Below are 19,105 nucleotides of genomic sequence, written 5' to 3' on the forward strand. Positions count from 1 at the left end.
CCCCGCACTGGGGGGATCCCCAGTCCTGGCCGCCGGTCACTCCGGCGCGGGACGCTTGCGGTTCTCGCGACGCAACTGTCGCTTGGCCTCGACGAAATTGCGGACCGAGGTCGACGACAATGCCAGCAGCGCGAGGATCGCGAACGACAGCGTGCTGAGGTCACCGAAGCTCAACGACCGGCCGGGCTGGCCGAAGCCCATCGCCGGCCCGGCGAAGGCGATCGCGATGATCAACCCGCTGAGCAGCAACAGCGTGATCGTGCGGGTCCACACCACCCCGGCCGCGGTGGCAATCGCCAGCACGGTGAGCAGGGCCACGACCAGGACGACGAAGCCGATCGACACCGCGCGAGCGACGCCGGCCTCCGATTCGCCCAGTTCGGGGACGTCGGCGAACAGGTCCGGCCGCAGCAGGTTGAGCACCGTCGTGGCGGTCGGGAAGATGCTCATCAGCAGGATCAGGACGCAGCCGAGGATCAGCGAGGACGGGCGCCGCGGCTTCTTCGGCACCGGCTGCGATCCGGAGGTCGGCACGACGGACACGTCGACGATCGGCAGGTCGCCGTCGGTCTGGATCACGTCGCCGCCGCCGTTGCGGCTGTGATAGCCCGTGGAGAAGTCCTCGATGATGCCGACCGGCACCTCCGGATGATGGTGCTCGATCGTGGACACGATGTAGTTGCGTTCGATGTCGATGTTCGCGTCGATCTTGTGGGTGACCTGCAACGTGAACAGGGAGAGGCCGACCGACCGGTCATAGGTGCCGGCGGCCAACCAGTCGGCCCGATGCCCACCGGGCAGCAGCCAGCCTTCCGGTGTCTTCCAGAACCGCACATGGTGGCGCTTGTGCGGATTCCCGTCGACCTCTTGCTGATAGGCGAAATCCTGCTGGTGGCCGAACAGGAACAGCGGGCTGACCGGGGCCTGCGGATAGGACCGCTTGAACAACGACGAGACGATCATCTTCCATGCGGTACGCGCGGTGATCGGCTGCGCCAGCGTCCAGCCGGAGTCCTCCATCACCTGGTGCAACTGTTTCTCACGGCCGAGGAAGCCGAGATTGACCGGGTCGCCGAGCAGGCCGTCGCTGGTCCGGGTCCGCCCGATGAAGTAGTCCGGCACATAGATCCAGGTCAGCACCCGGTGCAGCCGCGGCAGCGCGAGGTAGGCGAGCACGCCCCAGAACGGGATCCAGTACCACAGGCGGTCGACATTCAACCCGTCGGCCGCCAGGATCCAGGCCAGATACAGCGAGGCGATGCCGGCGAGGACGAAGAAGCCGATGTCCAGCATCGTGGAGAAGTAGCGCGGGCGTACCTGGTCGGAGGTGACCTTGGTCGGCGGGTGCTGGTAGACCGGCAGTTCCTTGTGCGGAGGTGCCTTCGGCAGCGGCGGGTGCGGCTGGCGCTGCGCCTGCTGCGGGGCCGGCTCTCCGATCACCATCGTCCCATCATGGCCGATCGGCCCCGGACCGACCACCGCGCGAGCCGGCTCAGCTCAGAACGGCCACTGGAGGCGTTGCCACGCGGCGTCCCAGAACATCCACTCATAGCGCGCGGCCATCGCGAAGTGCCGCTCGCAGGCAGCGAACTCTGCAGGGCTGACCTGCAGGGTGTCGGTGAGCGCGAGCGCCTGGTCCACGACGGCGTCGAACTCGTCCCCGCCGTAGGTCGCGATCCAGCGCGCATACAGCTCGTCGGGGCTGCCGTCGCGGACCAGCACCCGGCCGACCTCGCGATAGATCCAGTAACACGGCAGGACGGCGGCCACGCCCTCGGCGAACGATCCGCTCGCGGTGGTCGCGAGTAGGTAGGACATGTACGCCGTGGTGGTCGGGCCGGGGCCGATCCGGTCGAGATCGGCGGGGGTCAGCCCGAGGTCACCGAGCAGGCTCTCGTGCAGGGCCCGCTCGACGTCGATCGCCTCGGCCGAGTGCAGCGCGAACATCCGCACCGCATCCTCGGTGGGAGCCCGGGCGGACAGCGTCGACAGCGCGCGCGAGTAGGCCCGCAGATAGTGGGCATCCTGCACGATGTAGTGGGCGAACTGTTCGCGGGGCAGGCTGCCGTCGGCCAGCCCGATGAGGAACGGATGCTGCAGGATCCGCGCGTAGGCGTGTTCGCCCGCGCGCCACAGCCGCGCGCTCAGCGGCTCGGCCGAGCTCACTGCGCGGGGGTGGCGTAGCGCCCGGTGAGCGTACCCCGGCCGAGGACGTGTCCGAGCATCTTGAAGTGCACCACCGCCGGCGACGCCGAGGCATCGACGCCGAGGTCGTCGGTGTCCAGCGCGTTGACCGCGAAGATGTAGCGGTGGGGCCGGTCGCCGGGCGGCGGGGCGGCGCCGGCGAAACTGTCGCTGCCGGCGTCATTGCGTACCGCGAAGGCCCCGTCCGGCAGCGCCCCGCCCTCGGGCAGTTCGGTGACGGTTGCGGGTACGCCGACCACGGTCCAGTGCCAGAACCCGCTCGGGGTCGGGGCATCGGGGTCGAAGCAACTGACCACATACGACGCCGTTCCCTCGGGCGCGCCGGACCAGGCCAGTTGCGGCGCAACACTGCCGCCCGCGGCGGTCTGCTCGGCGGCGAGGGTGTCGCCGTCGGCGAAGGTCGAGCTGGTCACCTCGAAGGCGGGGACCTGCGGCAGCAGCTCGTAGGGATCCGGTGCGGTCGGTCGTTCGAGATTCATGACCCCGACGATAACGACCGGGTCAGCGCTCCTTGACGTCGGTTCCGGGTACGCCGGTGTCCTCGACGTACTGCGTGTGCAGGCGGACCGGCTCGGGCTGCTGGTTGCGGCGCTTCTCCTGCCGGGACCGGTAGATCAGGTTGAGCACCTCCACGGCGATGGCGAAGGCGATCGGGCCGTAGATCATTGCCTTCTCGACATGGACGTTGAAGCCCTCGGCGAGCAGGGTGGCGCCGATCAGCACGAGGAAGGTGAGCGCCAGCATCTTCACCGTCGGGTGCTTGTTGACGAAGGCGCTGATCGGGCCGGAGAAGATCATCATCAGGCCGATCGACAACACGACCGCGGCGATCATCACCGGCAGGTTGTTGGTCATGCCGACGGCCGTGATCACCGAATCCAGGGAGAAGACCATGTCGACCAGCACGATCTGCACCAGCACGGCGCCGAAGGACGACGTCTTGCCCTTGCCGGCATCGCGCTCGCCGTCGTGGCCCTCGAGCTTGTGGTGGATCTCGGTGACGGCCTTGTAGATCAGGAATGCGCCGCCGGCTATCAGGATCAGGTCTCGGCCGCTGAACTGCAACGCCTCCCAGGTGCCGATCGAGAACAGCGGTTGGGTCAGGCTGACGATCCAGGCCGCGAAGAACAGCAGGATGATCCGCAGCACCATCGCCAGCGCGAGCCCGATGATCCGGGCGCGGGTGCGCTGCTCGGCCGGAAGTCGGCCGGCCAGGATCGAGATGAAGATGACGTTGTCGATGCCGAGGACGAGTTCGAGGACGAACAGCGTCAGGAACACGACGATCAGGTCGGGGGTGAATTCCACAGGCGAATCCTGCCCGAAATCGGGTCCAGGCCCAAGCGACAGGGGGATATCGCGGGTACGCCGCTGCGCCCGGGGTCGGGTTGCCGGCGGCGGTCGGCGGGCCCGTGGTCGGGGTGCCCGCAGACCCCGAGCGGATGGTCCGCCCGGGGTCTGCGCGGCACGGTTGGCACATGATGAACCTACTGATCACCGCCGGCAGCATTCTCGGAGTCGCGATCATCGCGCTGATGGCCGTCGTGCCCGGCATCGCGAGCATCGACCGGCGCTGACCCGCGTGCCGGGCGGCGGCTCGGGCGGGCAGAATGAGCGCATGTCGGGTGTGCTGGACCACGTGGTGGTACGCAGCCCGGGCCCGCTGCCGCTGGCCTTCTTCTGGGCGCGGCTGCTGGGCGGACGGATCGCCGAGCCCGCTGCCGATCGCGCGATGGTGCTGGCACCCGGCGGTCAGCGGCTGGCCTTCGAGTCCGGCCCCGGAGCCTCCTCGCGCCTGGCTCTTCGCGTACCGTCCGTCGAGCGGGGCGCGGATCATGTGCTGCGGCTCGGCGGCCACCTGATCGGCGAGGGGGTGGCCGATCCGGACGGCAACGAGATCGCGCTCCTGGTCGACCCGACGGTCGAACTGCCGGGGCCCGATGCCCCGAGGTTTCGCCGCTATGTCGCGATCGGGGACTCCAGCACGGAGGGTCTCGTCGATGGCGACGGCACGGGCGGTTGGCGCGGCTGGGCGGACCGGTTCGCCGCCCACCTGGCGAGCAACGGTTCGCCCGGACTGGAGTACGCCAATCTCGCCGTCAGCGGGCTGCGGCTGGCCGACATCCGGGCACGGCAGTTCGACGCGGCACTTGCGCTGCGCCCCGATGTGATGACGATCGTGGGCGGGATCAACGATGTGATCGGCCTGCGACCCGATTTCGGCGCCATCGCCGACGACCTGAACGACATGTTCGCGCGCTCCCGGGCCGCCGGCATCCGCGTGCTGACCTTCACCAATCCGGACCTGGCCCGTGCCAACCCGCTCGCCACCGTGGTCCGCGAGCGGTTGCTGGCGCTGAACCGGATCGTCCGGGAGGCCGCCTTGTTGCACGACGTCTCCATGATCGACTTCGAGTATGTCGCGATGGCATCGGATCCCCGCCTGTGGGGCGAGGACCGGTTGCACATCAACACCCTCGGCCACACGCTGGTCGGTGCGGCGCTCGCCTGGCTGGTCGGGCTGCCGGGCAGCGACCGGGACTGGGCGACGGACCTGGACCTGCGACTGGCCGCGCATCCCCGGCCCCGGATCGGTGATCATCTGCACTGGACGATGCGGCACCTCGGCCCCTGGGTGGTCTCGGGGATCCGCGGCCCGCAGTATCGGCAGGGGCGCGAGCCGAAGCGGCCCGATCCGGTGCCGGTGAACCTGGAGCGGGAGCGGCACGCGACCTAGCGGCCGGGCTCGGTGAGGCGCACGCAACTCGGGCACGGAATGCCGGGCGGGCGAGGAAGCCGGGGCAGCGCGCGACTGGTGTGCCACTCGATCGGGCGCATCGGGCAGCTGACCCCGCGGCGCCGCGGTTCGGCCGCGGAGGCGGTGACCTGAGTGGAACCTGACGCGCAAAAGCCCCCGCACCCGAGGTGGGTGCGGGGGCCTTTGTCGTTGCGGGTCAGCCCCGGCGACGCCGGGTCAGCAGACCGGCTCCGGCGAGCGCGGCCAGCGCCGCGGCGCCGACGGCCAGCGGGCCGACCTGGCCACCGGTGTCAGCCAGCGGCGTGTTCGGGCTGCTCGGCGTGTCAGGACCGGTCGGCGTGTCGGGCGTGTCGCTCGGCGCCGGAGGCTGCGGCACACAGGGCGATTCCGACGGGCCGGGACCCTGGCTCGGCGACCCACTCGGGCCGGTCGGCGGGACGCACGGGGTCTCCGACGGGGTCGGGGTGGGGGTCTCCGACGGGGTCGGGGTGGGGGTCTCCGACGGCGTGGGGGTGGGGGTCTCCGACGGGGTCGGGGTCGGCGTCTCCGACGGGGTCGGGGTGGGGGTCTCCGACGGCGTGGGGGTGGGGGTCTCCGACGGGGTGGGGGTAGGCGTCTCCGACGGGGTCGGGGTCGGCGTCTCCGACGGGGTCGGGGTGGGGGTCTCCGACGGGGTCGGGGTGGGGGTCTCCGACGGGGTCGGGGTGGGGGTCTCCGACGGGGTCGGGGTCGGGGTCTCCGACGGGGTCGGCGTCGGCGGGAGGTCGCCGGAGCCGTCGCCGCCGGCGTCGACCTTGCGTACCCGCGTGGTGACCTCGACGTCATCGATGCCGGCGGTGTTGCTGAACTCGGTGCCGACCGGGACGCCGGTCGAGTCCATCCGGTACTGGATCAGGTAGGTCGCACCGGCCAGTCCGGCGTTGGCGAAGGTCACCGTGAAGCTGTTGTCGGGGCCCTCGGTGAGGACGTAGTCGACGTTGGGCTCGAGGCTACGACCACCGGCCTCCCAGTCGGGACCGCTCTCGTTCCAGGCGCCTTCGGGGAACTCCGCGACGTTGAACTCGTCGGGCAGGAACTTGAGCCGCGAGTCATACTGGTCGGTCACCCGGGTCCCGGCCTGGATGTAGCTGGCGGGCACGGCGATCCGGTACTCGACGAGGTCACCGTTCTCCAGGACCTGCCAGCCGGCCTTCTGCGGCTCGGTCGGTCGCGGCCAGGGCTCGCCGATCACACCGCCGCTGCCCGGCAGTTGGATGGTGACCTCGTGATCACCGGACGTCCACACCGTCTCCGAACCGTCGTAGGCCTTGGTCGCCCGCGCGGTGAACCACAAGGTGCCCTCGACATTGTCGTGGCTCTCGACGAAATCGGTCAGGGTGCAGACGATCTCCTTCGGGGTCGCGGCGCAATTGCCGACCGTTTGCCCGTCCGCCGTCTTCAGCGGGAAATCCTTGGCGAAGAGTTGGATCTCCGGGCCGCCCTCGGGGATCGTCAAGCGGAAGGTGTCCCCGGCCTTGGCCGTGCTGTCCACCGCCCAGTTGGCTCGAACGTCGAAGTTCTCCCACTGGCGAAGTGGCCCGTCGAACCCGCTGGTCCGCTCGGTCGTCACCTGCGTGATGGCGCCGGAGATCTCGTCGGCCTTGGCGGTGCCGGGGCTCGTCAGGACGAGCGCGCCCAGCGCGAGCAGAGCTGTGGTGAGTGCGGCCAAAACAGCGCGCACGGAAGACCGTGTCTTCATCAATATCCCCCGATATCGAGTTTCTCGATTGTGATCCCACACCCGGCGTCAAAGCGCGGGGCGTGCAGACCCTCGGCACCATACACAAGTCAGTGGCGCTGCGCGAACGCATCTGGGGAAAAAGTGACCGCCCGCGTCGCCTGTCACCCGCGGCGTCGGCGCAGCAGCCCGGCTCCGGCGGCCGCGTCGCATGCATTCACCGTGGGCCCGGCAACCCGAGAGTTCCGGGCCGCCCGTCGATCAGGATCGGGGTACGCCCGATGTCGGCGTCGGGCTCGCGCCCGGCCGGGAAGTCGGGCAGTGGCGCCGCGAACTCGGTCTCCAGCCAGCTCTCGTGCACCCGATACCGCTCGGATTCGGCGAAGGCGGGCTGGTCGAGCACGGCGCGATGGAACGACAACACGGTGGGTACGCCGGCCACGTCGAACTCGCCGAGCGCGCGCCGGGCCCGGGCCAGTGCGGCCGGTCGATCCGGGCCCCAGACGGTCAGCGTGGCGAGCAGCGGGTCGAACCCGGGGACGGCCGACCCGGCCTCGATCCCGGAGTCGAGCCGGACGCCGGGCCCGCCGGGCGGCGCCACCCCCCGGACGACGCCGGCAGCGGGGAGGAACCCTCGTCCCGGGTCCTCGGCGCTGATCCGGAAGGTGATGGCGTGCCCGCGCGGTCGCTGCTCGGCCAGTGCGGGGTCGAGCCGCGCTCCGGAGCCCACCCGCAATCCGGCCACGACCAGATCGATGCCCGTGGTTTCCTCGGTCGCGGCGTGCGCCGGCGTCAGCCGGAAGCTGACGTCGAGCAGGGACGGCGTACCGTCCGCGTCCAGCCGGAACGCGACGCTCGCCCCGTTGATCAAACCCGGGCCGCTCAGGCCCCGGCCGACCGGGCCGCGGGCGGTGTACGCCGCTACGGCGGCGGCCCGCAGCTCGCGCTCCAGCTCCGCGCCGAGCGCGGGCGCCGGCGCCTCGTCGATCAGCGACCCGCCGCGGCGCTGCACCGAAGCGTCCCGGGTGCCGAGCGCGACGACCGTGCCGTAGGGGTCGGCGAGCACGGGCACCTCGATCCGGCGCGACCGCGGCGATCCGCGGCCGGGCGTCGGTGCGCGGTCGACGAACTCCGGGGGGCGGCCGAGCCAGGTGAACCCCGCGGCCCGCACGGCGCGGGCGAAGTCCGCGCTGTCGGCCAGGCCGCCCGACCCCGGATGCACGGCGTCGGCGCGTGCGGCACGTGCCGCGGCGATGATCCCGTCCCCGGACAGGTAGCTCCGGGCGGGGGTCGCGCCCGGCACGGCGTACGCCTCGTCGGCGAGCCGGACGTGCCGGGCGTCGAAGTCGGCATCGGCGTACACCGCGATCGAGGTGAGACCGGAGTCGGCGCAGGCGCGAGCGATCCGGGCCGCGATCGGGCCCCGGTCGGCGATCAGGACTCGTCGCACCCGATCATCCTTCCCGGTCGGTCAGCCGGAACCGCAGCTCGGTCCCCGGTGGCGCCTGGCCGAGCGCGCCCAGCGCGGTGGAGTCGACGACCGCGATCACCGGGTATCCGCCGGTGATCGGGTGGTCGGCGAGGAACAGGATCGGCTCGCCCGACGGGGGCACCTGCAGCGATCCGGTGGCCACGCCCTCGCTCGGCAGCTCGCGTTGCTCGGTACGCACGAGCGGGCGTCCGCCGCCGAGCCGGAGCCCGACTCGGTCGGAGCGCTCGGTCACCAGCCACGGCTCGGTGACCAGCCGCTGCACGGAATCGGCGTCGAACCAGTCGTCGCGCGGGCCGAGCATGATCGGCACCTCGAGCGATCCCGAGGGCTCGTCCGGCCACGGCACCGGGTCGCCGACCGCGCGGGCCGGGGGCACGATGTCTCGCAGCCCCAGTACCTGCCCGGCGCGCAGCGGAGGCGGGCCGATCCCGCCCAGGGTGTCGGTGGAACGGCTGCCCAGCACGGCATCGACGGCGAATCCGCCGCGCGCGGCGAGCATTGCCCGGACACCGCCGGCCGGAACGCCCAGCGCCAGCTCGTCGCCGTCGTCCAGCGCCAATGGGCGTTGATCATCGACGACGACCTGTTCGCCGCCCGACCGGGTGATGATCACACCGACGCGGGCCCCGGTGACGGCGACGACGCAGCGACCGCGCGCCCGCAACGTCAACGCGCCGTAGGGAATCTCCAGGATCGCCTCGTCGGGGACGTTCCCGACCAGTCCGTTCGCCAGTCGCATCGCCCGGATGTCCAACGCGCCGGAAACGGCGACGCCCATCGCCAGGTTGCCCGGCCGTCCCGCATCCTGCAGCGTGCTCTGCAACCCGGGGATGATCACCTCGAGGCCCCGGTCATGATCGGGTTCGGCGGCCGGGTCCGGAGCCGGGGCTGTCGTCGCGAGCTGCGCGACCGCCCGGAAGCGGACCCGGGTGCCGGGTGCGAGCAGCGCCGGCGGGTCGCGGTCGGCCTCCCACATGGTGGCCGCGGTACGCCCGATCAATTGCCAGCCGCCCGGGCTCTCCCGCGGGTAGACGCCGGAGAAACGGCCGGCGAGTCCGACCGAGCCGGCGGGGATGCGGGTCCGCGGCGAGGACCGGCGGGGGACGTCGAAGATCGGGTCTCCGCCGGCCAGGTAGGCGAATCCCGGCGCGAAACCGGCGAAGGCCGCCACCCATTCGCCGCCGGTGTGCCGGGCGATCAAGTCGTCACGGGTCAGGCCGAGCAGCCCGGCGACCTCGTCGAGATCCTCGCCGTCGTAGACGACATCGATCTCGATCGGCGGTCCGTCGCCGGCCGGCCGCGGCTCATCCGACAGTGCGGCCAGCTCGGTGATCAACTCGGCGCGAGTGATCACCTCGGGACAGAAATCGATCATGATGGTCCGGGCCGCGGGCAGCGGCTCGCCCAGCCCCGGGATGGGATCGACGCGCTGGCGTTGCCGGAGGCTCGCGAGCAGCCCGAGGGTGTGTTCGAGGTCGACCAGCTCGACCAGTACGGCCCGGTCCCCGGCGGACAGGTGGCGCCGCTCGCTCATCGGCCGACGAACGGCCGCACCGAGATATCGTCCGTGAGCAGTCGATCGCGGACCGCGCGGGCCATCTCGACCGCGCCCGCGCTGTCGCCGTGCACGCAGATCGAATCGGCGCGCAGCCGCACCGGCGTACCCTCCACGGAGATCAACTCGCCCGCCGCGACCAGCCGCGCCATCCGCTCGGCCACCTCCGCCGGATCGTGCAACACCGCGTCGGGCTCGCGGCGCGAGACCAGCGTGCCGTCGGCGTGGTACGCACGGTCGGCGAAGGCCTCGCTCGCCGTCGTCAGTCCCGCCTCCTCGGCGATCCGCAGCACGACGCTGCCGGCCAGCCCGAGCAGCACCAGCGAGTCGTCGGCCTCGCGGATCGCCGCGACCACGTCGCGCGCCTGTCGCTCGTCGACCGCGATGGTGTTGTAGAGCGCGCCGTGCGGTTTCACATAGCTCACCCGCCCGCCCGCCGCGCCGGCCAGCGCGGACAGCGCACCGATCTGGTAGATGATCTCCGGGACCAGGTCCTCGCTCGCCACATCCATTGCGCGGCGGCCGAAACCCGCCAGATCGCGATAGGCGACATGTGCGCCGATCGCGACGTCGTTGTCGACGGCGATCCGGCAGGTCCTCGCCATCACGCGCGGGTCGCCGGCATGGAAGCCGCAGGCGATGTTGGCGCTGGAGACGATGCCGAGGACGGCCTCGTCGTCGCCGAGGTTCCATCGGCCGAAGCCCTCGCCGATGTCGCTGTTCAGATCGATCGCGGTCATCGGACCTCCTGCTGCAGGGGCGGTTCGAGATAGGCGGAGTCGGGGGTGTCGGTGATCAACATGTGACCGGGGGAGTGGGTGATCGCGAACGCCGGGCGGCTGGCCAGCACCGCCGCCTGCGGCGTCACCCCGCAGCCCCAGAACACCGGAACGTCCCCGGGCTCGAGGATCGGGGCATCGCCGAAATCGGGATGATCCAGGTCGGCGATGCCGAGCGCCCCCGGGTCGCCGACATGCATCGGGGCGCCGTGCACCGCCGGATAGCGGCCGCTGATCGCGATCGCGTCATCGACCCGATCGGCCGGGATGCCGCGCAGCGAAACCACCAGCGGGCCGTGGAACCGGCCGGCCGGTGTGCAGGGCACGGTCGTCGCATACATCGGCACGCTCCGGCCCGCGGTGATGTGTCGGACGGGTACGCCGGCCGCCAGCAGCGCGAACTCGAAGGTGAACGAGCAGCCGATCAGGAAAGCGACAAGATCATCGCGTTCCGACCACGCCGCGCTGGCGTCGCCCACCTCGGCCACCAGCTCGCCGTCACGCCAGATCCGATAGCCGGGCAGGTCGGTGCGCAGGTCGAGATCATCACCCGCCAGGGCGCTGGTCACGGCCCCGGGCGCGGTCTCGTCGAGCAGCGGGCACGGCCGGGGATTGGCCCGGGCGAAGGCGCGGAAGTCATCGGCCTGGTCCGCGGGCAGGGCGATCAGGTTGGCCTGGGCGTACCCGCGGGCGATGCCGGCGGTCGGTGCGACCAGGCCGGCGCGGTACGCCGACCGGGCGCGGGCCGGAGTGCTGTCGGCGTCGGGAATGATCACGATCCCGACACCATGGCGAAGATCGGGCCGATCGACACCGCGCCCATGTAGTAGCTCAGGGCCGTGGCTGCGGTGCCGACGACCAGCAGCCACCGGGGATAGCGGTAGTCGCCGAGCAGGCCGGGCCGGAACCAGCCGATGATCATGAAGATGGTCAGGCCGATCGGCAGCACCAGGCCGTTGAATCCGCCGACGAAGACGAGGATCGCCGCGGGGGCCGCGCCCCAGAGCAGGAACAGCACCAGCGAGACCGCGATGAAGCCGATCGTGATGAAGCTGCGGGTGCGCTGGGTGAGCCGGTCGCTGAATGCGGAGAAGAACGAGCTCGAGGTGTACGCGGCGCCGATCACCGACGAGATTGCCGCCGCCCAGAACACCACGCCGAAGACCTTGAAACCGACCTCGCCGGCGGCGGCCTGGAAGGCCTGTGCGCCGGGATTGCCCGAGGTGTCGAGCACGACGCCGCTGGCCACCACGCCGAGGATGGCCAGGAAGAGCACGTAGCGCATCACGCCGGTGACCAGGATGCCGTTGACGGCCGCCCGGTTCACCTCCTTGACGTGCTCGGGGCCGGTGGTGCCGGAGTCGAGCAGCTTGTGCGCGCCGGAGTAGGTGATGTAGCCGCCGACGGTGCCGCCGACGATGGTGGTGATCGCGGCGAAGTTGAGCGTGTCCGGCAGCACCGTCTGGCGCAGGGCGTCGGCGACGGGTGGGCCCGAGACCACGGCGACATAGACCGTCAGCGCGATCATCACCAGCCCGAGCACGATCAGCACCCGATCGACCGCGGCCAACGCGCGCCGGGAGAGGAAGATCGCGATCGCGATGGCGGCGCTGATCGCACCGCCGATCTTGGGGTCGAGCCCGAACAGCACCTTCAGGCCCAGGCCTGCGCCGGCGATGTTGCCGATGTTGAAGGCCAGGCCGCCGATGATGATCAACACGGCGAGCAGGTACCCCGACCCGGGGATCGCCCGGTTCGCCAGTTGCGGTGCGAACATCCCGGACACGGTGACCATTCGCCAGACGTTCAACTGGATCGCGAAGTCGATCAGGATCGACAACAAGATGCCGAAGGCGAACGCTGCGCCGAGCTGGGCGGTGAAGGTGGCCGTCTGGGTGATGAAGCCGGGCCCGATGGCGCTGGTGGCCATCATGAAGATCGCCCCGATCAGCGAGATCCGGCGGGCCGATGCGAAGGACTTCGCCTGTTCGGCGGTGGATTCCTCACCAGTGGCTGCCATCGCGCACGCTCCTCGGGCCTGGGCGGCGCAACGCGCCGACGAATGGGCGTCACCCTAGAAGTTGTTGAACAAAATGACCAGATCGTTGAGGAAATTGGCCGGATCCGGCCGCGGCCGCCCCTACGATGAGTCGGTGCGGACCAATGACGCGCCGAGCCGGGTGCCCGGTGCGCGACTCGATCTGGCCGAGCGCACCGCCGCCGAGCTGCGTTCGATGATCATCGATGGTGCGCTTGCGCCGGGCCAGCAGTTGCACGAGGCGGCGCTCGCCCAGAGCCTGGGGGTCTCGCGCAACTCGCTGCGGGAGGCGTACCGGATCGGAATCCACGACGGCCTGCTGGAGCGGCACAACCATCGCGGCGTCTTCGTCCGGGTGCCGAGCCTCGCCTCGCTGCTCGACATCTACCGAGTGCGGCGGATGATCGAGGAACAGGCGGTACGCCATGCCGTGCCCCGGCACCCCGCGCTCGGCGCCGTCCGCGAGGCGGTCGCCGCCGCGCAGGAGCATCGCCGCGCGGGCCGCTGGCGCCAGGTCGGGTCGATGAACATGGCCTTCCACGCGGGCCTGGTCGCCCTGGCCGACAGCGAGCGGCTCGACCAGTGGTTCGCGCGCCTGGCCGCTGAGCTGCGGCTGGCGTTTCGCACGATTGCCGATGCCGAGTACCTGCACGCGCCCTTCGTGGACGCCAATGCATCGATTGCCGCGCTGCTCGCCGAGGGGCGGATGGCCGAGGCGGCCGATGCCCTCGATGCCTACTTCACCCGCTCCGAGCGGACATTGGTCGCGGCCTACGCCCGAGGCTGATCGGCCGGTCAGGCGAGCAGGGTCTCGCCGAGCCAGCCGCCCTCGTTGACCCCGGGCAGCACGGCCCACAGGCCCGAGCCGGTGTGGCGCAGGTACTCCTGTAGTGCATCCCGGCTCGCCAGCCGGGTCTGCATCGGGATGAAGTGGGTCCGCGGGTCGGTCACGAAGGCGAGGAAGAACAGCCCGGCATCGAGTCGGCCGAGCCGCGTGCTGCCGTCCACGAAGTTGTAGCCGCGGCGCAGCAACTGCACGCCGTCATTGGCATCGGGGTGGGCGAGCGCGACATGGCTTCGCGGATCGATAAGCGGGAGCCCGCCGCGACCCGCGGCCGCGAAGTCCGGCGCCGCGAATTCGTCGCCGCCGCTGAGCGGTGCCCCTTCGGCCTTGCTGCGGCCGATCACCCGCTCCTGTTCGGCGAGCGAGGTCCGGTCCCAGGTCTCGATCGTCATGTTGATCCGGCGCGCCACGAGGTAGCTGCCGCCGACCAGCCAGTCCTCCCGGGGATCGCGGCCGGCGGGCACCCAGACGTGCCGGTCGAGCAGGTCGGGCTCCTCTGCCTTCAGGTTGGCGGTGCCGTCCTTGAAGCCGAACATGTTCCGCGGGGTCGGCTGCGCCGTCGACGTGGAGGAGGTACGCCCGAAGCCGAGCTGGCTCCAGCGTACCGACACCGTGCCCATGCCGATCCGGGCGAGATTGCGGATCGCGTGCACGGCGACCTGCGGGTCGTCCGCGCAGGCCTGGACGCACAGATCGCCGTCGGAGCGATCGGGATCGAGGGCGTCGCCGGGAAACGCGGGCAGCGGCGTCAGCGCCTCCGGTCGCCGCTGTCCCAGGCCGAACCGGTCGAACAGCGCCGGTCCGACGCCGAAGGTCAGCGTCAGGCCCGACGGGGGCAGGCCGATGGCCTCGCCGGTGTCATCCGGCGGGGCCTGGTAGGAACCACCGGTCGGGCCCTGTTCGCCGGCTGCCAGGCCCTGGGTGAGCCGGGCGGCCGCGGTGGTCCAGGCGCGCAGCAGCCGCGCCAGCTTGGCCCGGTCGTCGGTCAGCACGTCGAAGGCGGCGAAGTGCAGTCGATCCTGGGCGGGCGTGGCGATGCCCGCCTGGTGCGCGCCGTGGAACGGATACGTCCGGGCAAGCGGGTCGGGCGGCGGCTCGGCGGTGCGACCGAGCGCCAGGCCGCCCGCCAGGCCGGCGGCGCCCACGGCCGCAGCGCCCCCGGCGGCGCCGATCAGGCCGCGCCGCGACAGGGTCATGCCGGTGCGCCCGTCGTGCTCGATGTCATGTCGTCCCCGGGGTCAGGACAAGACGGCCGCGGTCAGCCGGGAGAGCGGCTCGCCGAGCGCATTGACCCGGTCGGAGAGGGCCTTGATGTCGTCCTCGGTGAGCTCGTCGTAGCTCTTCCAGCCGTCCCCGCTGCGGTGGGAGTCCAGCTCGGCCTGGGTGGCGGCGAACTCTTCTTCCAAGGTGGCGTCCAGATCGGGATCCTTCTTCTGCAGGATCGGCCGCAGCCCCTGCCAGGCGACCCGCGCGCCCTCGAGATTGCCCTGGAAGTCCCACAGGTCGGTGCGCGACCAGTACTCCTCCTCGCCGGTGACCTTGCCCGAGGCCACCTCCTCCATCAGCCCGGTCGCACCGTTGCCGATCTGGTCGGTGCTGAAGGTCAGGTCGCGGGTGCGGTTGTAGAGGTCCTCGGTGTTGGCGACCAGGTCGTCGGCGTACCGCTTGCGCTCCTGCGTGGTCAGCGCGGTGTAGTTCTCGGCCCGCTGCGGCCACAGATCCTTCTCCATCACGTGCCAGCCGGTCCACTCCTCGCCGGGCTGCAGGTCGGCCTCGCGCGCGTCCATCTTCGGGTCGAGATCGCCGAAGGACTCCGCGACCGGCTCGATCCGCTCCCAGTGCATCCGGGCGCGGGGGTAGAGCCGGCGGGCCTCGTCGTCGGAGCCCGCGGTGTAGGCCTCGGCGAAGGCGCGGGTCTGTGCGAGAAGCTGCTCGGTCTGGTCCTTGACGTAGGAGCCGTACTGCTGGTCGGCCTGCTCGGCGAGCTGCTGATCATCGGCCGAGACTGCCGGTTGATCATCGGACGGCGCGACCGAGAACGGGTTGCGGATGCCGTCGCCGATCATGCCCGGCTTGCAGGCGGTGAAGTAGTCGCCGGCCGGCGCGTTGACGACCAGGTCACGGGACAGGCCGGGCCCGATGTTCTCCACCTCGCCGAGGATCCGCAACCCGTCGGATCCGAGCAGGTAGAACTCGGTCACCTGGCTGCCGCCGTTGGTCACCGAGAAGGTCAGGGTGCCGGCCGGTGCGCCGCCGCCGGAGACCGTGCAGGCGTCGTCGGTGGACTGCACGGTCAGCGCGCGCGGATCGCCCGGCGCGGCGCCGGAGGTGTTGTCGGTGCAGCCGGCGAGCGCGACGGCGAGAGCCGCGACGAGGCAGGCAGCTCCCGCGCAGCGGTGGGACTTGATCATGCAGGTTCTCCGGTAGGGACGGGCGCGGCCGCGGCGGAGGTACGCCGAAGCGCGCGCAGGAACAGGAAACCGACGATGAGCAGATAGGCCCACCAGGCGGCGAACTCCAGCCAGGTCGTGGCGGGAGAGAAGTTGAAGATGCCCTTCAGCAGCGTGCCGTACCACGATGCCGGCGGGATGATCGCGCTGACGTCGAAGGCCAGCGAGTGCAGGCCGGGCAGGATGCCTGCCTCCTGCAGATCGTGCACCCCGTAGGCCAGCACGCCCGCGGCGACGATGATCAGGAACGCCCCGGTGATCGCGAAGAACTTGCCGAGGTCGATTCGCAGGGCGCCTGAGTAGAACAAGAAGCCGAGCACGATTGCGGTGGCGATGCCGAGCACGGCGCCGAGCAGCGGGATCGCGCCGCTGCCGCCGGTGGCGCCCTGGGTCGCCGCCCACAGGATCAACGCGGTCTCCAGCCCCTCGCGACCGACCGCCAACATCGCGATCACCACGAGCGACCAGCCGCCGCCGGACCGGTCGACCTTCTCGCGCAGCACCCGCCCGAGCGACTTGGCAGCGGTAGCCATCCACAAGATCATCCAGGTGACGAAGCCGACCGCGATGATCGACAGGGCGCCGCCGATGGCCTCCTGGGCCTCGAAGGTCAGGCCGCGCGGGCCAAAGGTCAGTACGGCGCCGAAGGCGAGCGAGATGACGACGGCGATGCCCACGCCGAGCCAGATCCGGGACAGCAGTTCGCGCCGGCCGGTCTTGACCAGGTAGGCGATCAGGATGCTGACGATCAGGCAGGCCTCCAGGCCCTCGCGCAGACCGATCAGGTAGTTGGCGAGCATGAACCGCTTTCTAGGTTAAGGACAACCTAACCTAAACCGGAATCCGCGCCGCTGTCGAGTTGGCCAGCGCGTCAGCTCGGGATCGCGCGGCGGGCGACCAGCTCCTGCTTGGCGAACAGACCGGTGGCGCGCGTCTCCCAGCCGTCGACCGCGGCACCGACCCCGCCGCCGAGCACCGGCACCCGCTTGGTGAACATCAGCGCCGCCTGCTTGCCCGTCACCCGGGTGCTCAGGTGGCCGACGACGAGCGTGGCGATCTTGCGATCGAGGCGCGGGTCGAAGACCGGGGCGGTCGCAACGATCATCGGGCGCCGAGGGATCGACTCCTCGGCCCGCTCCAGGCTGTCGGCACCGAGCAGACACATCAGCAGCGCCGTGCGTACCTGTCCCTTCTCCAAGTCGTACCCGCGCAGGTGCGCGACCCCGGCAACCATTCGCGTCTGCAGCACGGCAAGGCCGGTGAGATTGGTCGGGATGGAGATCGGCAGGGTCAGCATGCCGCCGACGTTGGTGGCGAACCCCTGGGCGCCGGCGAGCGCGACGTGCTGGGAGATCACCCCGTCGATCGCGCCCTCGACCTGGCCGACCCGCTCGAGGTGGCGGCCGGCGGCGGTGCGCGCCCCCGGGAGCACGCCGATGCCGTCGATCGCCAGTTCGAGGACGCGCCGCAGCGCGCCTCCGGCGACCTCGGTGGTCCGCTCGGCGGTCAGGTTCTGCGCGAGCGTGCGGCCCACTGATGCCATGTCTCCTCCTGGCTCTGCGCGAGGGGTTCGGTGGTCAGCTTACGCGCGGCGACGGCACACCCGGCCGGCGCGCGACCCGGGGCGGACCCTGAGGTCCGGGCGTGTCGGAGCGGGTACGCACAATGGTCTGGTGGGCGTCTTTCTGCACCCGAGCTCCTGGCCCGACCAGGATCTCGTCTCCTTCTCCACCGGCCTCGACGAGTCGCTGGTCGTGGAGGGCTATGCCACGGGCGCCTTTCCGATGCCGCTCGGCGGGGTGGGTCCGCGCGACGGCGAGCCGTTGATCGCCTGGTACTCGCCCGTCCGCCGCGGCATCCTGCCGCTGGACGGGATGCGGGTCACCCGCTCCTTGCGCAAGAGCGCGAAGCGGTACGCCATCACCACCGACACCGCCTTCGAGCAGGTGCTGGACGGCTGCGCCGACGAGCGCCGCGAGGGGGGCTGGATCGACGACGACATCCGGCGGACCTACCGCGCCCTGTTCCGGCGCGGGCTGGCGCACTCGGTCGAGGCCTGGGGGCCGGGCGGCCGGCTGGTCGGGGGGCTGTACGGCGTCGGGCTCGGCGGCCTGTTCGCCGGCGAGTCGATGTTCCACGACCCCGAGCACGGCCGGGACGCATCGAAGGCGGCGCTGCTGGCGCTGGTCGGGATCCTCGGCGGCGACGGCCGGCCCCGGCTGCTCGACGTGCAATGGCGTACCGATCACCTGGGCAGCCTCGGGGTGATCGAGATCCCCCGGGCGGAGTATCTGCAGCGGCTGGCCGTCGCCCTCGAACTGCCGGCCCCCGCCTGGCCCTGACAGCGACCCCGGCCGGGGATCGCGCCGACTAGCATGGGGCCCGCACTGGGAGGTGTGACATGCCGGAGCTGCCCGAGGTGGAGTCGCTGCGCGGCTTCCTGGCCGAGAAGACCGCCGGCCGTTCGATCGCGCGCCTCGACCTCGCCGCATTCTCGGCGCTGAAGACCTACGATCCGCCGCCGGCGGCGCTGCAGGGTCTGGCGATCTCCGGGGTCAGCCGGCACGGCAAATGGCTCGACCTCGACGCCCAGGGCGTACACCTGATCTTCCACCTCGCCCGCGCGGGCTGGCTGCGCTGGTCCGACGAGCTGCCTGCCGCGCCGCCCAAGCCGGGCAAGGGGCCGCTGGCCGCGCGGGTCCGGCTCGACGACGACTCCGGCTTCGACCTGACCGAGGCCGGTACCCAGCGCAAGCTCGCCATCCACGTGGTGACCGACCCGCAACAGGTGCCCGGGATCGCCACGCTCGGCCCCGATCCGCTGGCCGACGACTTCGGGCCCGATCGCCTGCGCGAGATTCTCGACGCGGCCGGCCGCGCCCAGCTCAAGGGCGTGCTGCGCGACCAGCGCCAGCTCGCCGGCGTCGGCAATGCCTATTCCGACGAGATCCTGCACGCGGCGAGGCTGTCGCCGTTCAAGGCGGCGAGCGCGCTCACCGACGACGAGCACGATCGGCTGTACGCCGCCCTGCGTGGCGAGCTCGCCGAGGCGGTACGCCGGTCGGCCGGCCTCGCCGCCAAGGACCTGAAGGGCGAGAAGAAGTCGGGCATGCGGGTGCACGGGCGTACCGGGCAGGCGTGTGCGACCTGCGGTGACACGATCGCCGAGGTGAGCTTCGCCGACTCCTCGCTGCAGTACTGCCCGACCTGTCAGACCGGCGGCAAACCCCTGGCCGATCGGCGGATGTCACGTCTGCTGAAGTGATC

At 71.2% G+C, this 19,105-nt stretch carries 18 protein-coding genes; 4 read left to right on the top strand and 14 right to left on the bottom strand.

Translation table 11 applies throughout. The features are described from left to right. Positions 1–36 precede the first annotated feature (36 nt). The 4 genes from GGQ54_RS09155 to GGQ54_RS09170 are packed head-to-tail and all read right to left on the bottom strand — an operon-like array spanning position 37 to position 3,513. On the bottom strand, positions 37–1,443 hold the full coding sequence (locus GGQ54_RS09155) for an LssY C-terminal domain-containing protein (RefSeq protein ID WP_246292591.1): 1,407 nt from the start codon (positions 1,441–1,443) through the stop codon (positions 37–39). A 54-nt stretch (positions 1,444–1,497) separates the two neighbouring features. After that, complete coding sequence (tenA, locus tag GGQ54_RS09160; protein ID WP_179445108.1) at positions 1,498–2,166, bottom strand: thiaminase II; 669 nt, start codon at positions 2,164–2,166, stop codon at positions 1,498–1,500. After that, positions 2,163–2,684, bottom strand: a complete 522-nt coding sequence (locus tag GGQ54_RS09165; RefSeq protein WP_179445109.1) for a YbhB/YbcL family Raf kinase inhibitor-like protein — start codon at positions 2,682–2,684, stop codon at positions 2,163–2,165. Before GGQ54_RS09165 ends, tenA begins: the two co-directional genes overlap by 4 nt. Positions 2,685–2,706: 22 nt before the next feature. Further along, positions 2,707–3,513 carry a TerC family protein gene (locus GGQ54_RS09170; protein WP_179445110.1) on the bottom strand — a complete coding sequence of 269 codons (807 nt, stop codon included), beginning with the start codon at positions 3,511–3,513 and terminating at the stop codon, positions 2,707–2,709. Between the two features lie 310 nt (positions 3,514–3,823). Here GGQ54_RS09170 and GGQ54_RS09175 point away from each other — a divergent pair, with 310 nt between their 5' ends. Next, the gene (locus tag GGQ54_RS09175) at positions 3,824–4,942 is read left to right on the top strand and encodes a GDSL-type esterase/lipase family protein (protein ID WP_179445111.1); all 1,119 of its coding nucleotides are present in this window, start codon (positions 3,824–3,826) and stop codon (positions 4,940–4,942) included. 217 nt (positions 4,943–5,159) lie between these two features. Here GGQ54_RS09175 and GGQ54_RS09180 read toward each other — a convergent pair whose 3' ends face one another. The 6 genes from GGQ54_RS09180 to GGQ54_RS09205 all read right to left on the bottom strand — a co-directional run bounded on the left by GGQ54_RS09180 (position 5,160) and on the right by GGQ54_RS09205 (position 12,526). After that, the gene (locus GGQ54_RS09180; protein ID WP_179445112.1) at positions 5,160–6,683 is read right to left on the bottom strand and encodes an Ig-like domain-containing protein; all 1,524 of its coding nucleotides are present in this window, start codon (positions 6,681–6,683) and stop codon (positions 5,160–5,162) included. A gap of 214 nt (positions 6,684–6,897) precedes the next feature. Then, the gene (locus GGQ54_RS09185; protein WP_179445113.1) at positions 6,898–8,130 is read right to left on the bottom strand and encodes a biotin carboxylase N-terminal domain-containing protein; all 1,233 of its coding nucleotides are present in this window, start codon (positions 8,128–8,130) and stop codon (positions 6,898–6,900) included. Positions 8,131–8,134: 4 nt separating this feature from the next. Beyond that, positions 8,135–9,706, bottom strand: a complete 1,572-nt coding sequence (locus GGQ54_RS17020) for a 5-oxoprolinase subunit B/C family protein (RefSeq protein WP_179445114.1) — start codon at positions 9,704–9,706, stop codon at positions 8,135–8,137. Then, entirely contained in the window at positions 9,703–10,467 is a 765-nt protein-coding gene (locus tag GGQ54_RS09195) for a LamB/YcsF family protein (RefSeq protein WP_179445115.1), read from the bottom strand. Before GGQ54_RS09195 ends, GGQ54_RS17020 begins: the two co-directional genes overlap by 4 nt. Beyond that, positions 10,464–11,282, bottom strand: coding sequence for a putative hydro-lyase (locus GGQ54_RS09200; protein ID WP_343045912.1), 819 nt, complete (start codon positions 11,280–11,282; stop codon positions 10,464–10,466). Before GGQ54_RS09200 ends, GGQ54_RS09195 begins: the two co-directional genes overlap by 4 nt. Continuing rightward, complete coding sequence (locus tag GGQ54_RS09205) at positions 11,279–12,526, bottom strand: NRAMP family divalent metal transporter (RefSeq protein WP_179445116.1); 1,248 nt, start codon at positions 12,524–12,526, stop codon at positions 11,279–11,281. Before GGQ54_RS09205 ends, GGQ54_RS09200 begins: the two co-directional genes overlap by 4 nt. Positions 12,527–12,659: 133 nt before the next feature. Here GGQ54_RS09205 and GGQ54_RS09210 point away from each other — a divergent pair, with 133 nt between their 5' ends. Next, on the top strand, positions 12,660–13,331 hold the full coding sequence (locus GGQ54_RS09210; RefSeq protein ID WP_343045913.1) for a GntR family transcriptional regulator: 672 nt from the start codon (positions 12,660–12,662) through the stop codon (positions 13,329–13,331). 8 nt (positions 13,332–13,339) lie between these two features. Here GGQ54_RS09210 and efeB read toward each other — a convergent pair whose 3' ends face one another. The 4 genes from efeB to GGQ54_RS09230 all read right to left on the bottom strand — a co-directional run bounded on the left by efeB (position 13,340) and on the right by GGQ54_RS09230 (position 17,381). Beyond that, complete coding sequence (gene efeB, locus GGQ54_RS09215; protein ID WP_179445118.1) at positions 13,340–14,584, bottom strand: iron uptake transporter deferrochelatase/peroxidase subunit; 1,245 nt, start codon at positions 14,582–14,584, stop codon at positions 13,340–13,342. Positions 14,585–14,626: 42 nt separating this feature from the next. Next, positions 14,627–15,799 carry an iron uptake system protein EfeO gene (gene efeO, locus GGQ54_RS09220; RefSeq protein WP_179445119.1) on the bottom strand — a complete coding sequence of 391 codons (1,173 nt, stop codon included), beginning with the start codon at positions 15,797–15,799 and terminating at the stop codon, positions 14,627–14,629. Continuing rightward, positions 15,796–16,638 (bottom strand): iron uptake transporter permease EfeU, encoded by an 843-nt coding sequence (efeU, locus tag GGQ54_RS09225; protein WP_179445120.1) that lies wholly within the window; start codon positions 16,636–16,638, stop codon positions 15,796–15,798. Before efeU ends, efeO begins: the two co-directional genes overlap by 4 nt. A gap of 71 nt (positions 16,639–16,709) precedes the next feature. Beyond that, the gene (locus GGQ54_RS09230; RefSeq protein WP_179445121.1) at positions 16,710–17,381 is read right to left on the bottom strand and encodes an EcsC family protein; all 672 of its coding nucleotides are present in this window, start codon (positions 17,379–17,381) and stop codon (positions 16,710–16,712) included. A gap of 130 nt (positions 17,382–17,511) precedes the next feature. Here GGQ54_RS09230 and aat point away from each other — a divergent pair, with 130 nt between their 5' ends. Further along, a complete protein-coding gene (aat, locus tag GGQ54_RS09235; protein WP_343045914.1) occupies positions 17,512–18,180 on the top strand; it encodes a leucyl/phenylalanyl-tRNA--protein transferase in 669 nt (222 codons plus the stop codon). 59 nt (positions 18,181–18,239) lie between these two features. Then, positions 18,240–19,103, top strand: a complete 864-nt coding sequence (locus GGQ54_RS09240) for an Fpg/Nei family DNA glycosylase (protein WP_179445123.1) — start codon at positions 18,240–18,242, stop codon at positions 19,101–19,103. Positions 19,104–19,105: the final 2 nt, after the last annotated feature.

Origin of the sequence: Naumannella cuiyingiana, from assembly GCF_013408305.1 — a bacterium.
GTDB lineage: Bacteria > Actinomycetota > Actinomycetes > Propionibacteriales > Propionibacteriaceae > Naumannella > Naumannella cuiyingiana.

What these genes read in the sequence shown, in the direction of transcription:
- efeU (WP_179445120.1), bottom strand. Translation starts at nt 16,638, where the DNA reads ATGCTCGCCAACTACCTGATCGGTCTGCGCGAGGGCCTGGAGGCCTGC.
- GGQ54_RS09155 (WP_246292591.1), bottom strand. Translation starts at nt 1,443, where the DNA reads ATGGTGATCGGAGAGCCGGCCCCGCAGCAGGCGCAGCGCCAGCCGCAC.
- GGQ54_RS17020 (WP_179445114.1), bottom strand. Translation starts at nt 9,706, where the DNA reads ATGAGCGAGCGGCGCCACCTGTCCGCCGGGGACCGGGCCGTACTGGTC.
- GGQ54_RS09205 (WP_179445116.1), bottom strand. Translation starts at nt 12,526, where the DNA reads ATGGCAGCCACTGGTGAGGAATCCACCGCCGAACAGGCGAAGTCCTTC.
- GGQ54_RS09165 (WP_179445109.1), bottom strand. Translation starts at nt 2,684, where the DNA reads ATGAATCTCGAACGACCGACCGCACCGGATCCCTACGAGCTGCTGCCG.
- GGQ54_RS09230 (WP_179445121.1), bottom strand. Translation starts at nt 17,381, where the DNA reads ATGGCATCAGTGGGCCGCACGCTCGCGCAGAACCTGACCGCCGAGCGG.
- efeO (WP_179445119.1), bottom strand. Translation starts at nt 15,799, where the DNA reads ATGATCAAGTCCCACCGCTGCGCGGGAGCTGCCTGCCTCGTCGCGGCT.
- efeB (WP_179445118.1), bottom strand. Translation starts at nt 14,584, where the DNA reads ATGACCCTGTCGCGGCGCGGCCTGATCGGCGCCGCCGGGGGCGCTGCG.
- GGQ54_RS09240 (WP_179445123.1), top strand. Translation starts at nt 18,240, where the DNA reads ATGCCGGAGCTGCCCGAGGTGGAGTCGCTGCGCGGCTTCCTGGCCGAG.
- GGQ54_RS09175 (WP_179445111.1), top strand. Translation starts at nt 3,824, where the DNA reads ATGTCGGGTGTGCTGGACCACGTGGTGGTACGCAGCCCGGGCCCGCTG.
- GGQ54_RS09195 (WP_179445115.1), bottom strand. Translation starts at nt 10,467, where the DNA reads ATGACCGCGATCGATCTGAACAGCGACATCGGCGAGGGCTTCGGCCGA.